The organism is Myxosarcina sp. GI1 (assembly GCF_000756305.1).
Classification (GTDB): Bacteria; Cyanobacteriota; Cyanobacteriia; order Cyanobacteriales; family Xenococcaceae; genus Myxosarcina.
The window spans coordinates 74655-91690 of the sequence record NZ_JRFE01000013.1 but is presented as its reverse complement, the minus strand read 5'-3'; the positions used below and the strand labels follow the sequence as shown (position 1 = coordinate 91690).

Genomic DNA, 17036 nt, shown 5'->3' with positions numbered 1-17036 from the left:
TTTAGGTACGGGCAAGGAACTGTCTTGCCTCTACAAGCTTCAAACTAAACACAGATCGCAGCTATATAGCGATCGCAACTCACCAAACGTTATTAGATATTGTATCTTGAGGTTTGTAGGCAAAAATATATAAAAATTTTTATGAGCAAGAATAATTTTCGGATCGAAAAAGACTCAATGGGAGAAAAGCAAATCCCTGTTGATGTCTATTACGGAATTCAAACAGTAAGGGCAACAGAAAATTTTCCAATTAGTGGAATCAAACCACTACCGACTTATGTCGATGCCTGTCTGCTAATCAAAAAAGCTACCGCGATCGCCAACGGTGAATTAGACTGTATTCCCCAAGATATCGGTAAAGCGATCGTCACCGCAGTCGATGAAATTTTACAAGGGCAGTTACGGGATCAGTTTGTCGTCGATGTCTATCAAGCAGGTGCGGGAACCTCTCACCACATGAATGTCAATGAAGTATTAGCAAACCGCGCTTTAGAAATTTTGGGCGATCGCAAGGGAAACTATAAGCGAATAAGTCCCAACGACCACGTCAATTACGGTCAGTCTACTAATGATGTCATCCCAACCGCCATTCGGATTGGGGCATTGTTGGCATTAGAACATTCTCTCTATCCTGGTTTGACTGAGGCAATCGCCACAGTTAAGCAAAAAGCAGTTGAGTTTCAAAATATTGTTAAATCTGGTCGCACTCACATGCAGGATGCCGTTCCAGTCAGATTAGGAGAAGGATTTAGAGCCTGGGGACAAATTTTAAGCGATCATCATCATCGAATCGAAACTGCCGCCAAAGACCTATATGCTTTAGGTTTGGGAGGTAGTGCTACGGGGACGGGCTTAAATACCCATCCTCAATATCGCGATCGCGTCGCTCAATTACTATCAAAATTTACTGGTAAGCCTTTACATCCTGCACCACACTTAATGGCAGCTATGCAAAGTATGAGTCCTTTTGTCAGTGTCTCTGGTTCTCTACGTAATTTGGCACAGGATTTAGTTAAAATCTCCCACGATCTGCGCCTTATGGATTCGGGACCCCAAACGGGCTTTAAGGAAATCCAGCTACCACCAGTACAGCCAGGATCTTCAATTATGCCTGGTAAATACAACCCCGTAATGGCGGAAATGACTTCGATGGTCTGTTTTCAGGTAATAGGATACGATACGGCGATCGCCTTTGCCGCTCAAGCAGGACAATTGGAGTTAAATGTAATGATGCCCTTGATTGCCTACGATTTAATTCACAGTATCGAAATACTAGGTAAGGCAATTACTAGCTTGAGCCAGCGTTGTTTATCGGGAATTACCGCTAGGCGCGATCGCTGTTTGCAATACGCTGAAGGTAGTCTGGCTTTAGTCACCGCTTTAAACCCTCATATCGGCTATCTAAATGCGGCTGATGTAGCCAAACAATCTTTAGCTACGGGCAAGTCAATTCGCGAGATCGTTTTAGAGCGAGGTTTGATGGACGAAGATAAATTAGCCCGAGTACTCGATCTCAAACAAATGAGTAGTTTACCTAAAGATTCATAGGCTTTAGGCTTGAGATTAAGTAGGATAATCTATTTTACTTTCTACTTCCTACTTTCTACTTTCTACTTTTTACTTTCTTCTAACTCCAACCCAAGGGTTTTTCTGCTGCTGATGGGGTTTCGTCAGTTTCGTCTATCGAACCTGGCTTATCGACTATGTGTACCGTTGTAGCTTGAGGTCCCATTTCTCCTTGGGTTTCGCGAAATCTTACTCCAGTACCAACGGTTATGCGATCGAAATCATTATTAACCACACTATTGCGATGAAAATAAATTTCTCGCCCCGTATCGATAGTTTTTAGAAAACCATAATCTTGCTCGGCAAATAAGTTGGTTACTATCGCGCCTACTTCCTGTTCGGGATGGGCTTTTCTTTCTCCGTGTTGTTCGTTACTAAGATCTTTTAGTTGACGGTTTGCAGCATCAAAAGCATCGCGAATTACTGCTTGTAGTGGCGGGTACTGTTTTCCCGTATTAGGACTATGGTTTACCACTATTTCTCTGTTATGAGGTACGGTAATGTCGATACTGACCCGATAGGGAGAGCCACTGTGGGGATGTTCCTGAGCTTTTTCCACCACAACTCGACAGCTATTGATGTAGTCGCAAAACTGTTCGAGTTTGGCAATTTTTTCCTCTATCAAAGCCTCGATCGCTGGAGTTTTTTCTAGATTGCGATAGGTAATAGATGGTGGAATTTGCATGGATTATCGTAAGTCAATTATTAAAATATCTGTAAACGGCGATCGCCGTTTTTGTGATAAGTAAATTTTAACTATTTCTTTACCCTCAGTAAATCTTACAAGAGATAGAAATGCAGTTTGTTTCGCTGCCAGACAATATCTGTGTCATTATAAAATCCTATATGATATCTTAAAACGATTTAAGTTGAACGATTATTCTCAGTTTGATGTTGTTGTAGTTGGTTCTGGTGCGGCAGGACTGTATGCAGCTCTTTGTTTGAATAGTTCCTATCGCGTAGGCTTAGTTACCAAAGAAAAGCTGCAAACGGGTGCTAGTGATTGGGCGCAGGGCGGAATTGCTGCGGCGATCGCTCCTGAAGATTCTTCTCAGCTACATTTAGCCGATACGTTAAAAGCTGGTGCGGGTTTGTGCGATCGCACCGCTGTAGAATTTTTAGTGGAAAATGCTTCAAGTTCTATTGCTTCTCTGGTAGAAATGGGAGTCGCATTTGACCGTCAGGGCGAGCAACTAGCGATGACTTTAGAAGCGGCTCACTCTCGTCCCCGTGTATTGCACGCTGCCGACACTACAGGACGAGCGATCGTCAATACTCTAACTCAAAAAGTACTCGAACGATCTAATATTGCAGTGCTGTCTCAGGCATTTGCTCTCAGTTTATGGCGCGATGGGGCTACTGGTAGCTGTCGGGGTATTAGTCTTTTACATCAAGGAGAAGTTAAACCAATTGCCACCAGAGCAGTTGTTTTAGCTACAGGCGGTGGAGGACAGGTATTTGCTCGCACTACCAACCCCGAAGTTAGTACGGGAGATGGTGTGGCGATCGCCTGGCGCAGTGGTGCTGTAGTAAGAGATTTAGAATTCGTTCAGTTTCATCCTACGGCATTAACAAAACCAGGCGCACCTCGATTTTTAATTAGCGAAGCGGTTAGAGGAGAAGGAGCGTATTTAGTCGATAAACAGGGAAATCGTTTTGCTTTTGACTATCATCCCAATGGCGAGTTGGCACCTAGAGATATAGTCAGCAGGGCAATTTTTACTCATTTACAAAAGACAGGGGAAAGTAATGTCTATCTAGATTTGAGAGCGATCCCAGAAGCTAAAATACGCTATCGCTTTCCTAATATTATTCGCGTTTGTCGGCATTGGGGAGTAGATTTGTTCGAGCAGCCAATTCCCGTCGCCCCTGCGGCTCATTATTGGATGGGTGGCATTGCCGTCGATACGATGAATCAGACTTCGATTTCAGGTCTATATGCAGTAGGAGAAACAGCGAGTACGGGGGTTCATGGTGCTAACCGTCTGGCAAGTAACTCTTTACTTGAATGTGTAGTTTATGCCGCGCAACTAAGTAAACTAAAAGTCGAGCCAATTACTGCAATTAAAACGACTTCTGCTAAAGAAATAAATGAAAATTGGACAGCAGAAATTGAATTAGTGACTGCAATTAGAAAAGCCTTGCCAGATTTGGTTTGGCAAAGTGCGGGGATCTGTCGCGAGCGGGCAGTTATGGAACCAGCGATATCTCAAATTGCACATTGGCGCAGTCAACTACATTCTCTATCTTTAAGTAAATATGTCTTCAACTTGTCTTCTCAAAGCTGTTTTAAATTCACTTCTTCTCAGGCAGAGTCTCAATTGAGACTTTATGCTGAAACTTCAAATCTGTTAGATATAGGCTATTTAATTCTTAAAAGTGCTGCTTTCCGTACCGAAAGCCGAGGCGGACATTATCGTACAGATTATCCTCATACTGTCGCTGACTGGCAAGTGCATACAGTAGCAAAAGGGGATAAATGGGATACATCACCATTGAATTAGCTGTAAGCTTTTATCCGCGTCACGCGAAGGCGTGACAAGCCGCCTTCGCGGCGACTTGAGCGCAGTGCGTAGTCTTACGATGACTTTGAAGGGATAGCTTCTGCGGCTCTGCGCTTTTAGCTTAATTAAAGACGATACATGATTTAAAAATTTAAATACGATCGAGTAAATTTTGTCGGCGTATTGTTAAAAAATGGCGGAAATCGGGAACTATAGTTCTGTAACTATTGTTTCAGTTATTCGATCTCGCTATTTATGCACCACGTAGCCGATTCACCAACTCAAAAACCCCAAACCGAACCAAGACCAGTAGTGGAAACCTGGAATCTACAAAAAGTTTACCGCACTGGTTTTTGGCTGAATCAGAAAATAGAATCTTTAAAAAACTGTTCGATAACTATTTATGAAGGTGAGACTTTTGGATTATTAGGTCCTAACGGTGCGGGCAAAACAACTTTGTTGAAAACGCTATTAGGTATTGTCAATCCCACCGCAGGAAAAGCTAAAATTCTGGGGAAACCCATAGGCGATCGCCACGTAAAACAAAAAATCGGTTATCTTCCAGAAAATGCCTATCTTTACGATCATTTAACCGCCTGGGAATTTTTAGATTTTGTTGGCGGCTTGTTTCAAATCCCCAGAGTTCAAAAACGCCAGCGGATTACGGAGTTATTAGACTTAGTCGGATTAGCCCAATCTACCGCCCGCAAAAAAAAGCTCAAGCAGTATTCTAAAGGGATGCGCCAAAGAGTAGGTATGGCACAGGCGTTAATTAACGATCCCGAAATAGTTTTCCTCGACGAACCAATGTCGGGACTCGATCCTATGGGACGATACCGTATGCGAGAAATAGTTTTATCTCTAAAACGTCAGGGCAAAACAGTTTTTTTTAATTCCCATATCCTGTCGGATATCGAACAAATATGCGATCGCATCGCTTTTTTAGCTTTGGGAGAATTAATTTGTCAGGGTTCTTTAGACGAACTTTTAGGTACTACCAACGCCTATCAAGTAGTTGTTAAAGGAGGCGATCCCGAATCACTAGCACCCTGGATGAGCGATCTTAATTGGGAAAATAACCGCGCCTATGGTCGATTGACAGGAGAATTAAATGAATTTGTAGCGTATCTCCAACAGATAAATGCTCGACTGGTTAGTTTACAGCTAGCACGTCATTCTCTTGAAGAGTTCTTTATGCAGCAGTTAAGAACGAGAGGTATCGAGTTTAGTCGCTAGTGCTGCCGAACGAAAAGTTAAAAGTTAAAATTCAAAAGCTCTAGTCAATCGAGTATTAAAATAAAATGCTTTATTGACGAGCAAAGTCTAATAAAGTCAAAAATTTTAAGAACTCTAGGCTGAAGGTATATACTCTGCTTGTTGTGAGTTACGATTTTGAGGCTGTGGCGGCTGAATTTGATATTTTACCAAATCTGCCAAGTCTTGCAATTGCGCGATCGCTTCTGCGCCTTCTAGCTTCATTAATTCGCGATCGTCGCGCATTTCAGTCCAGGTAATTCCATAATCGGAAACTAAGAAGCGAATTAAATGCTCGTCTTTGAGACTGACCATAAAAGACGCACTGCTCATTTCTGCACCACAGGTGTAGCAGGAAGCTAAATAACCTTTATTTTCTAGCGCGATCGCCAATGCTTTAAGCGTCATCACCAAATCGCGAACGAATTGACGGTGTTGCTGTGCGAGTCTAATAAACACTTTGTTCCTCCTAACACCACGTCATAATTGAGTATAATTTTATATTGTTTTAAGGTTTGTTTTCTGTTTCATAGGTTATCCTAATAAATAACACAAACAGCAAATTATTGTATCGAGTCCAATAATATACATTAAAACTTAGGCTTAATTAGACTTTTTCACCTTAACACATATCCCCGAAAGACAATAACAGGGTTTCGTCTAAATTTAATAGTTAACCTGCTCTTAATTTATAAGTTTTTTTAGTTAATTAACAAGTTTCATCGGTCAAAGTTAAGAAATGGTATTAGTTAACAACGAATTATAAGCATACTTTTATCTATAATGGCTTACCTCTTAAGTATTAGATGTTAGTAAAGATGCAAAATAAATTAAAATTGTTTCTAAAAACACACTAAGCAATATAAGAATTTTTAATAGATAATATTTAATGTTTTAAATTCAGGTATTAAATCTCTTCAATAATTCCTTCTGCGCTGTTAACAATTACTTTTAGTTCTTCAAGCATTTTTGGCGTGGCATTACTCCACATATTTCTTTGATTGGCTTCTAAAAGTCTTTCTGCCATGTCCCTTAATGCCCAGGGATTGTTGTCGCGAACAAAATGCTGTATTTTTTCATCTAAGATGTAAGTCTCGGCAATGCCTCGATACATGTGGTCTGGTACGCATTTAGTAGTGGCATCATAGGCAAACAGATAATCTACCGTGGCTGCCATTTCAAAGGCACCTTTATAACCATGTCGCATGACACCCTGTAGCCATTTGGGATTAATAACGCGAGAACGATACACTCTGGCAATTTCTTCGCTCAATTTTCTAACTCTAGGATTGGCAGGAATGGAATTATCGCCAAAATAAACTTCGGGATTTTTACCAGATAAACTGCGTACTGCGGCAGTTAAGCCTCCTTGAAACTGATAGTAGTCGTCGGAGTCTAATAAATCGTGTTCTCGGTTGTCTTGATTGTGCAGCACGACCTGTAATTGTTTTAATCTTCGCTCGAAAGATTCTGCTGCGGCATAACCTTTACCACTGCCGTCATAAGCATAGGCACTCCAGTTAAGATAGGCGCGAGCCAAATCGTCTTCACTCTGCCAGTTTTGCGCCTCAATTAAACCTTGTAAGCCAGCACCATAGGCACCTGGTTTAGAGCCAAATACACGATAACTAGCTTTGGTAAATGCGGTATCTTCGTCCAGTCCCTGCTGTTGCCATAACCGACTTTCGGCTCGAACTCCTTCTGCCAGAGGATTAATTGAGGCTGATTCTGGTAAATTAGCTACCGCCTGGGTTATTTTATTTAATAGATGAATTAGATTGGGGAACGAGTCGCGAAAAAAGCCCGATACCCGAACCGTAACATCGACGCGGGGACGTTCGAGAACTGCTTCATCTAGAATTTCAAAGTCTACAACTCTACGAGATAAGCCATCCCAAACTGGCTGTACGCCCATCAAAGCCATGACTTGAGCGATATCGTCTCCTCCCGTACGCATAGTAGAAGTTCCCCAGATAGAAATAGCTAGAGTTTGGGGATATTCGCCGTGTTCTTGGGTATAACGTTCGATTACGGCTTCTGCGGCTTTGCGTCCCATATCCCAGGCGGTTTCAGTCGGAATACCGCGAATATCTACAGAATAAAAATTGCGTCCTGTGGGTAGGACTTCGGGTCTACCTCTGGTTGGTGCGCCTGATGCCCCACTGGGAACGTATTCGCCGTCTAAAGCTTTAATTAGATTAAAAATTTCGCGATCGCTTTTTCTTAAATTGGGTAATAAGGTGTTAGCGATCCACTGTAGTTGTTGGTAAGTGTTAGGGAAATTAGAATTTGTAATTGACAGTGGCTTATTAGAAATAATGTTTTCTATAAGTTTGGCGGCAATTTGTTCTAAAGCTTCAATGATGTCGTAAGTATTTGCGCTCTTAGATAATCTGCCAAGCTGGAAAGATACTAAAAGAGAGTTTAAAGACTCTAGAGTTTGAAGCGAATCAATAGGAATTATATCTCGATCTACAAGGGGATCGAAGTTTAAGTTTAAGTCTTTAGCTAAAGCTTGGATAATACCGAGACGGTCAAAACTAGGACAACGAGCGATCGCAACTGTGAGATCTCTAAGTTGAGTTCCTTGGGGGCATTTACCAAATATATGCAAGCCGTCTCTGATTTGAGCTTCTTTTAATTCGCAAAGATAACCGTCAGCAAGGGTAAGAAATTCAATAATCGATTGACTATTTATAGTTGCGATCCCCAAATCTTTATCTAAATTTTCTTCTCGAACTAAATCTGTAATGCGATCGCTAATTATCTCCAGACGAGAGGGATCGAGGCTTTGTGCTTCATAATATTCGTCAATTAAAGCTTCGAGTTTGACCAACCCACCATAGAGTTCGGCACGGGTTAGTGGTGGCGTGAGATGATCGATAATTACCGCTTGCGATCGCCTTTTAGCTTGAGAACCTTCACCAGGATCGTTAACGATAAAGGGATAGATATTAGGGATCGTTTGTAAGGCAATTTCTGGATAGCAGTTGGCAGATAAAGCCAGACTTTTTCCTGGCAACCATTCTAAGTTACCGTGTTTGCCTACATGAACTATGGCTTGGGCAGCAAATTTAGTTCGCAACCAGTAATAAAAGGCTAAATATTCATGGGTAGGCTCTAAATCTGGTGCGTGATAATTTAAACTCGGATCGCGATCGTATCCCCTCGATGGTTGAATGCCGATAAAAATATTGCCTAATTGAATGCCAGAAATGGGAATTTTAGATTGTGTAAGATTGTTGCCCCAGCGATTGCTAATTGCCTGTTGCACTTCAGGGGGCAAACTCTGCCAATATTTTTGATACTCTGCTGTGGACAAAGATTGATTGACCAAACGATTCTGACTTTCAGGATCGTTGGTAATGCCTACCGTCAAACGCCGAATTAATTCTTCTCCTGTAGTAGGAATGTCTTTTATTGAATATTCAGCTTGCTGTAAGGCGTTTAAAATTTCAATACAGCTTGCAGGGGTATCCAAACCAACTCCGTTAGCGATTCTGCCATCTTTATTAGGATAGTTGGCTAAGATAACAGCAATTTTTTTCTTCCTATTGTCAGTCTGCCGAAGTCTTAGCCAGTTAACGGCAAGTTCGGCTACGTATTCGATGCGATCGCTTTGGGGTTGATAGACAACTACATTGGTTTCTAACCGTTCGTTCCAAGTTTGTACTGACTTAAAAGACACGGCGCGAGTAATAATCCTGCCATCCACTTCGGGGAGTGCCACATTCATTGCTACATCTCTAGGGGTTAATCCTTGCCAGCTTGCCTGCCATTGTTCTTTACTGCTGCTGCTAAAAATTACTTGCAAGACTGGTAGATTTAACCGTTGCCAAAACTTCGTTTGTGCTGCATCGTCGATTTTGGCTAGAGAAAAGCTGGTAGTGTTTAGTAGCAATCCGACTGACTTTTGTTGCAGTAGAGTTAATAATTCTGACTGGATTTCTGGTTTTCGTAAGGAAGCGATAAATATCGGTATTGGACGAATATTTCTGGCTAATAAAGCTTTAACCAAATAATCTATTGGTAAGGTATTACCTGCCAAATAGTGAGAACGATAGAATAAGATGCCAACTGCAGAAGTAAATTGAGGCGATTCAGATAAAATACTCTGCCAATCGCCTGTATATAGTCCGAGATTGGGTACGGGTTTAGGTTGAGGAGGATTATAGCTAGTATGCAAACCAAGATCGCTGGCAAATTTTAAAGCATTGAGATAATTTTGGCTGCCACCTTCTACTAAATAACGCCAAAGTCTATTGACAGCCGTAAGAGAAACCGTAGAGTGACTGATTAAATCGAGATCTGGCGTATCATCTCCTGGTAACACAAATAAAGCAATATCGTGTAGTCTGGCTATTTCTTTAACAGCTTCCAAACCATAAGTCCAATAGCTACTGCCGCCTAAAAGACGTAAAATAATAATGCGCGCTTTAGATAGTACGGTATCTACATAAAAGTCAATGCTTGCCTGTTGCTGTAAATTTAACAAATTAGCTACTCTGACTTCGGCAAAGTTGCGATGTGAAAGGTACGCGGATGCGTAATCCGAAGGGTACGGAGACGCGTAATCGTCTGGTAAGGAAGCTTTCTCGCCCTCGAAGTGCGGGGTTTGTGCCGTCTGTAACAAAGACAGGGCAGCAGCAGTTGTTTGAATATCCGTATCGGCTGAAGTAATAAAAATAATTGGTGCGGGATTTTGTTCGATAAATACTACACCTTCAACATTAGGATTCCAACCCCCAGGGAGAGCAGCTAGTTTATGCATGGTCAGTTGTTAATTTCATTCTTTGTAAAAACTTATTTAAAAAAAGTTGTCAGCGTTGCATAATTTTTTTTTTACATTTTGCCGTTTTTCTTTACAAGACTTTCAGGTGTTGTATATTAACAGGATTTAGTAGCAATTAATAAATTAAAGTTTTGTATACCCTTACGGTCTAATCTTGAGAAATAATTACGGATTAGTACCAACGCCGAAATAATAAGAGAAGCTAGGTAGTAATTGCTTAGTTATGTATTCCATTATTTAAATTGTGTATAGCCTTCTCAAATCTTCTTTAGTATATAAACAAATTGTCAGCGAGCGAATTTTTTCGCTGCTGCGTACTGTCTGGTATACAACGGCAGAATCTAGCGGCAAAAATACCATATTGGCTACAAACGAAAGACAACTATACTCGTCTCAAAACTATAAAAAAATTTATTTAAATTGTCAATTTGAAACAGAAAGTTTTTATTTGTTGATAACTCCATATTTTTCGGCTCTGTTATGTGGCAAACACAATGTGCCTAATAATAAATACAAGGCAAAAATTATTTTTGACTATCGAACAATAAAAGCATATTTACAAAGATTAAATAAATCGAATTGTGACAAGTTTAACATTATAGAAAACTTACAAAAAAAGGTAACAGATCGACTCGATACTAGTTCAGATTGTTTACAAGATTTTGCTACAAAAACAATTTGTTTATTAGAAGAAGACAAAAATAGCTACTTTAATTGTCATACCAAAAGCTCGATGGAAGAATTACTATTCAGTCATACAGAGCAAAATCGGTTATTCGCTCGCATAGAGACTGAGATTACTAAAGGAACTGCTCTCTGGCAAATTATTCAAACCACCCTGGAAGATGGTCGTGAATTACTACAGTCAGACCGTTTACTAATTTATCAGCTAGATGTTTCTGCCGATTATTCTACTAACTCTCAACTAAGCCAGCCTATTGATGTTGTAACTTATGAAGCCAAATCCAGAGACGATATTTTATCTAGTTTGTATTTTCAAGAAAGAGATTGTTCTCGCAATCTAAGCGAATGCAGGCATAAATATCATCAGGGATTTAGTCTGGTTCTCGATGATATCGAACGTTATAATTTACCAGATTGTCTGCGGTCTTTAATGCAGAAAATGCAAGTTAGAGCCGAAGTAGTTGTTCCCATTAACGTTCGGGGAAAGCTTTGGGGTTTGGCGATCGCACATCAATGTTTCGTACCCAGACAGTGGCACAGTGATGAGATCGGGTTTTTGCGACGTTTGAGCGAAAAGATAGCCATGGCGATAGAACACGACTGTTCTTATCAAAAACTAAAGCAGCAAAAAGAATTTCTCGAACAGCAAGTTAAAATACAAGCACGGCAAATTAGAAACGCACTGATTTCAGCACAAACTGCCGCTCGCTCCAAACATGAATTTCTCGGCAGCATGAGTCACGAGTTGCGTACACCTCTAACCAGAGTAATGGGTTTATCTAGCACTTTGCTACAGTCTTCTTTATCCAAAGATCGCATTACTCTACCTCTTGAAAAGCAACAACAATATTTAAAAATTATTCATGAAAGCGGCAAAAATTTACTTACTATAATTGATAATATTTTAGATTTTTCGGAAGTAGAATCTGGTAATTATTTATTAAATATAGAGCAAATTTCTCTTGGTGATTTAGCACATGAAGTGTTGCAAAAAGTTCGATTTGAAGCGCAGGAAAAGCAGATTGCGCTTGAGTTGGAATTAAAAATAAAAGACGAGCGATATTCATTTAAAGGCGATCGCGAAAAATTAGCCGAAATATTACTTAATTTAGTTGGTAACGCCATAAAATTTACTAATTCTGGCGGTAAAGTAACTGTTAGAATTTGGTACGAATCAGAGCGAGCAGTTTTTCAGGTAGAGGATACTGGAATTGGTATTGCTAAAAAAGAAATTCCCCTGCTATTTGAAAAATTCAAGCAACTAGAAGATTTTCGTCGACGAACTCATGGGGGGACTGGTTTGGGGTTAGCTTTAACCAAACAACTAATCGAACTGCATAGTGGCACTATAGAAGTTCGTTCTACTATAGGAAAAGGAGCAATATTTACAGTTTATTTACCAGAAAGAAATTTACCTCAGCCTAATATTAAAAAGTCTCAATTTATCGGTCGCCTGGGTAACGAAGTTGATAACGTAGTTTTAATTGTAGAAAATGAAGATAACGCTACTTTTATTTCTCAGTTGCTTACAGCAATTGGTTATAAAGTCGTACTGTCTGTGGATTCATCTATAGATATAAATCGCATCGAACTATTAGAACCAACAATAATAATTGTAGATAAAAAGAGTTCGGCAATTGCTACCAACTTAAGTCAAAAAAATAAACAAAAGCCTAATAACGGTAGAGTGAAAATTTTATTGTGGTGTTCGCAAATATCCGCTAGCGAATGGCAATATTTTTCTAAAAATGGAGTTGATGATTATCTTCTAGAAACAACAAATTCTCTGCAAATTATTAAAAAGCTTAAGGATTTAGGTCAATCAGATTTATGAACCTAAGTTTGATAAATTCTGAGATATTGGTAAAAGAATAGAGGTAAAGGGTAAGAGGAAAAGCATATTTTTTTACCAATCGAGCGACTTTCTAAAGCTGACTCTATTATTTCGTCGAATTGTATTAATATATAGCGGTTCTTAATCTTATGAAGTACAAATCTAATCTTAATGATAGTCGTTTAAATCCCTATCGCCTATTTCTTATTCCCTATTCCGATCGAAGCGTACCTCATCAAACCGAGAATTGCTGTAAATCGCTTCGACTGGCTACTTGCCAAAACTACTAACTACTAACCGCTAATTACTAACTCTTCTACTTCTGTTAATTTATTAGGTAGCTTGGCAGTTAAGACTTCTGTTCCCGATTCGGTTATTAAAACATCATCCTCAATTCTAATACCTCGCACATCGGCAAACTGGGTTAGAAGCTCCCAATTAACTACATTTCGATAACGATCGCACCTTTGAGGCTCGTTTAAAATTGCAGGAACTTGATAAAAACCAGGTTCGATAGTAACTAGCATACCAGGCTGTAAAGGACGATCTAAGCGTAAATAGTTCAAACCAAAGCGATCGCTTCTTACTCTACCAGCTTCATATCCCGCCACATCCCCTAAATCTTCCATGTCGTGAACGTCTAAGCCAAGTAGATGTCCGACACCGTGAGGAAAAAACAAAGCATGAGCGTCTATTTCTACCAAATTTTCTGGGTTACCGCGCAAGATACCGAGGTCTACTAAGCCTTCTGTTATCGTCGTCGCCGCTAGCAGATGAATGTCTCGATATTCAACTCCTGGCTGCATTTCGGCAATACAGCGATCGTGTGCTGCTAACACTATTTGATAGATGTCTCGTTGAGTGGTAGAAAACCTGCCAGAAACTGCCCAGGTGCGAGTAACGTCACTAGCCCAACCGTTAGTGGTTTCCGCACCGACATCGGCAAGTAGCAAATCTCCAGACTGAAGATTATTGGTATATTTTTGATTGTGTAATACTTCGCCGTGTACGGTAACGATGCTGTTATACGCACAACTCATATTATGAGCGATAATCTCCCCTTCCATTGCCGCTCGTACTTCGGCTTCGGTTTTAGCCTTAAGAGTTGCTTTCATTCCCGCTTGATGGGCTTTGACAGTGACAGATGCTGCCTGACGTAGTTCTCGTACAGCCAAGTCATCGTGTTGTAGACGCAACTTTATTATCGCCTTGGCTAAACCGCGATCTCTCGATCGATTGCTATAAACATTTCTATTTAATAACCGACACTGCTGTTGATAGGTTGATAAATCCCCTACGGCAATGGTAGCCGCATTAGCAGTTTTTCCAGTCAACTCAGATAAGGGATAGGCGCGCTCGGCACCAATCTCGGCAGCAACTCGCGCTCTTGTAGGCATTTCTCCCTGCCAGAGTGAAGCTTCAGAGAGTGGCTCATCAATAAATAGCTCTAGTTTGCCATCTACCAGGCGAATTGCAGCATTTTCTAAAGGTAGACCTGTAAAATAAAGAAAATGGCTATTACAGCGAAAAGGAAAAGTATTAGCTGGAAAATTGCGAGCGATCGCCTTTCCAGACCATAAAATAACGGGAGTTTCCAGTAAATCTGCTAATTTTTGTCTTCTGTGCTTTAATATTGAAAGATTCATAGTCGCGATCGCGCTTTATTATTTACGGTTGATGCAGCCTTATTATTGTGCAATTGAGGAACTTCCTGGATTAAAATCTACGGATATTAAGTTGCTTAAAATCAATGGTATAATAGGCACCAAGGAATTAATCGAACAAACCTCTACTATTCAAAAAAGACAGCTTTTAGCCAATCGCTTGCAGCTAAAAATTGAATACGTTAACAAATGGCTAGCTCTAGCAGATTTGTCTCGTATTCCCAGCGTCAATCATCGATATTGCGGATTGGTTTTACATTCAGGTATAGCTTCTGTATCTCAGTTAGCCGAAACTCCAATCGGTCGCCTGCATCAGCAGGTACTCCGACTATCGGTTGCTACCACGCGCCGAAAAGACTTATCGCCCTCTGTAGAAATTGTCAGACAGTGGATAAAAGAGGCAAAGCTGCTAGTTGAGAGTAGTAAAATAAAAATTGGCAAAAAAAAAGCTCGATAATTAAGCTTATCATCAGCTTTCAGCCAAAACTGGCAAGTTACTAAAATGAAATATATAGTAGTGGACAGAAGAATAGATACACCTCTAACTACTAAAAACTTTATGGGTTAAGCATTTTAGTTTTGACTTTTGACTTTTAACTTTTGCTATAGTTAGTTTTAAAATTAATAATCTTATCGATCGCTAGTTGCGAGAAAAGCTATTGCTGTTGCGATAATTACCATTACCGCCACCTCGATTATTTTCTCTCGGTCTGGCTTTATTAACTCTTAATTCTCTTCCCATCCACTCGGCACCGTCTAAACTTTCTATTGCTTTAGCTTCTTCATCTTCACTGCTCATTTCGACAAAGCCGAAGCCTCGCGGACGACCAGTTTCGCGATCGGAAGGTAAAGCAACACGAGTTACAGTGCCGTATTCTGCAAATACAGTAGAAAGATCTTCTTTCGTAACGTCATAAGAAAGATTTCCAACATAGATTGACATCGATTGTCTCCTTGAATCTATTTTGTTTTGAGATCGATATTGCGGAAATTAACTTGCCAATCTGTAGATCTATAAATCGTGACATCTTAAGGCAAACGCATTTACCGAACAAATCTCATTTCTTAGTACATTAACACAGCAAGATTCAAACATAGAATGAGAAGATAAAAAACAATGTTAAAAAATACAAAAATGTATAATACCCGTATCTTTTATATATCTAGAGGCAACTTGGAGAAAGTTAAAATTACAGCCACAATTAAATACAATATTGGGATAAGTTTATGACAGCAAATGGAGTAAAACACGATGAACTGCGACAGTTAGTTCGTTCTCAATTAGAATTGCTGCTCGATAGCGGTAATTTGGAAGGAGCTAAAGCCCTTTTAGTTCCAGTACAGCCTGTAGATATAGCAGAAGCAATTGAAGGTTTGCCAGAATCGATGCAGGTAATTGCTTTTCGCTTGTTGTCTAAATCCGAAGCAATTCAGGTATACGAATATTTGAGTTCTGAAGTACAGCAGGCTTTAATCCAAAAATTCAAACGTCAAGAAGTATTAGATGTTGTCGATCGCATGTCTCCAGATGACCGCGCCAGAATGTTTGACGAACTACCAGCCAAAGTTGTCAGCCGCCTTTTAGCACAGCTTAGTCCGCAGGAAAGACAGGCTACTAATATTCTATTGGGCTACGAAGAAGATCGGGCGGGACGCATCATGACCCCCGAATATATCTCTTTAAAGGAAAATTTGACAGTCAGTCAAACTCTAGAACGAATTCGTAGTTTGGCTAATGCTTCTGAAGTTATTTATTATTTATACGTTACTGATGCTTCGCGGCAGTTGACAGGTATTGTTTCTTTACGCAGTTTGGTAACGGCTTCTCCTGAAAAGACACTGGGGGAAATTATGATTCGCGATATAGTTTTTGTACATACCGATACCGATCGCGAAGACGTGGCTCGAACTATTCAACGTTACGATTTATTGGCAGTGCCAGTCGTCGATAAAGAAGAGAGATTAGTTGGTGTCGTAACGGTAGACGATGTTATCGATATTTTAGAAAAAGAAGCTACAGAAGATATTTATGCCCTGGGAGGGCTACAGTCAGATGACAACAGTTATTTTCAAACTAATTTACTAACCGTTGCCCGTAGGCGCGTTGTGTGGCTATTTGTTTTGTTGCTGACCAATACGGTTACGGGAGCAATCATTCGTTCTCAAGAGAGTTTGCTGCAGCAGGCAGTGGTTTTAGCTGCTTTTATCCCTTTGCTAACAGGTACTGGCGGCAATGTCGGCGCACAATCTTCGACCGTTGTAATTCGCGGTTTGAATACAGAAGAAATTAAAGATATGGGTGCGGGAAAAGTAGTGTTTCGCGAGGCGTTAGCAGGAATACTATTAGGGCTGATTTTAGGCATTGTAGCAACGGTTTGGGCATATTTTCTTCAGGGAAATTTAGCCGTAGCCACTTCTGTAGGCATTAGTTTAGTTGCGATCGCACTATTAGCTTCAGTAGCAGGTTCTGCCCTACCGTTTTTGTTTCGCTCTATCGGACTCGATCCCGCTTTGATGTCGGCACCTTTTATTACTACTGCCGTCGATGTTTTAGGGGTGTTGATTTATTTCAATATAGCCAAAACAATTTTGGGATTGTAAATGCTTTTTGCAGTTATAGCAATCGAAGCAAAGATTAGTACATTTAAAAAATTGCTACTTGCTACTTGCTACTTACGAACTATTAACTTTCGTATTGTCCCGATCTAAGTTTCTACGGCTATAACCGCCACTTCATA

The 17036-nt window shown here is 40.3% G+C and carries 11 protein-coding genes; 6 read left to right on the top strand and 5 right to left on the bottom strand.

Annotated features, from left to right (window positions below; all coding sequences use genetic code 11):
- Positions 1–141: 141 nt before the first annotated feature.
- Entirely contained in the window at positions 142–1548 is a 1407-nt protein-coding gene (locus KV40_RS06945) for an aspartate ammonia-lyase (RefSeq protein WP_036479303.1), read from the top strand.
- A gap of 79 nt (positions 1549–1627) precedes the next feature.
- Here KV40_RS06945 and KV40_RS06940 read toward each other — a convergent pair whose 3' ends face one another.
- Positions 1628–2251, bottom strand: coding sequence for an HPF/RaiA family ribosome-associated protein (locus KV40_RS06940; protein ID WP_036479301.1), 624 nt, complete (start codon positions 2249–2251; stop codon positions 1628–1630).
- A gap of 184 nt (positions 2252–2435) precedes the next feature.
- Here KV40_RS06940 and nadB point away from each other — a divergent pair, with 184 nt between their 5' ends.
- Positions 2436–4070, top strand: a complete 1635-nt coding sequence (gene nadB / locus KV40_RS06935) for an L-aspartate oxidase (RefSeq protein WP_036479300.1) — start codon at positions 2436–2438, stop codon at positions 4068–4070.
- Between the two features lie 255 nt (positions 4071–4325).
- Entirely contained in the window at positions 4326–5306 is a 981-nt protein-coding gene (locus KV40_RS06930) for an ABC transporter ATP-binding protein (protein ID WP_036479297.1), read from the top strand.
- A 114-nt stretch (positions 5307–5420) separates the two neighbouring features.
- Here the strand turns inward: KV40_RS06930 and KV40_RS06925 are convergent, their stop codons facing one another.
- Positions 5421–5783 carry a DUF1815 family protein gene (locus tag KV40_RS06925; RefSeq protein ID WP_036479295.1) on the bottom strand — a complete coding sequence of 121 codons (363 nt, stop codon included), beginning with the start codon at positions 5781–5783 and terminating at the stop codon, positions 5421–5423.
- Positions 5784–6231: 448 nt separating this feature from the next.
- Positions 6232–10095 carry a cobaltochelatase subunit CobN gene (cobN, locus tag KV40_RS06920; RefSeq protein ID WP_036479292.1) on the bottom strand — a complete coding sequence of 1288 codons (3864 nt, stop codon included), beginning with the start codon at positions 10093–10095 and terminating at the stop codon, positions 6232–6234.
- Positions 10096–10849: 754 nt separating this feature from the next.
- Here cobN and KV40_RS06915 point away from each other — a divergent pair.
- Positions 10850–12634: a GAF domain-containing sensor histidine kinase gene (locus KV40_RS06915; protein ID WP_036479349.1), complete on the top strand. Its 1785-nt coding sequence runs from the start codon at positions 10850–10852 to the stop codon at positions 12632–12634.
- Positions 12635–12927: 293 nt separating this feature from the next.
- Here KV40_RS06915 and KV40_RS06910 read toward each other — a convergent pair whose 3' ends face one another.
- Entirely contained in the window at positions 12928–14280 is a 1353-nt protein-coding gene (locus KV40_RS06910) for an aminopeptidase P family protein (protein ID WP_036479290.1), read from the bottom strand.
- Positions 14281–14311: 31 nt separating this feature from the next.
- Here KV40_RS06910 and KV40_RS06905 point away from each other — a divergent pair, with 31 nt between their 5' ends.
- Positions 14312–14755 (top strand): DUF4332 domain-containing protein, encoded by a 444-nt coding sequence (locus tag KV40_RS06905; RefSeq protein WP_036479286.1) that lies wholly within the window; start codon positions 14312–14314, stop codon positions 14753–14755.
- A gap of 183 nt (positions 14756–14938) precedes the next feature.
- Here the strand turns inward: KV40_RS06905 and KV40_RS06900 are convergent, their stop codons facing one another.
- On the bottom strand, positions 14939–15241 hold the full coding sequence (locus KV40_RS06900) for an RNA-binding protein (protein WP_036479283.1): 303 nt from the start codon (positions 15239–15241) through the stop codon (positions 14939–14941).
- Positions 15242–15525: 284 nt separating this feature from the next.
- On the opposite strand from KV40_RS06900, the gene mgtE reads away from it, so the two are divergent.
- On the top strand, positions 15526–16899 hold the full coding sequence (gene mgtE / locus KV40_RS06895) for a magnesium transporter (protein ID WP_036479281.1): 1374 nt from the start codon (positions 15526–15528) through the stop codon (positions 16897–16899).
- The last annotated feature ends 137 nt before the right edge of the window (positions 16900–17036 follow it).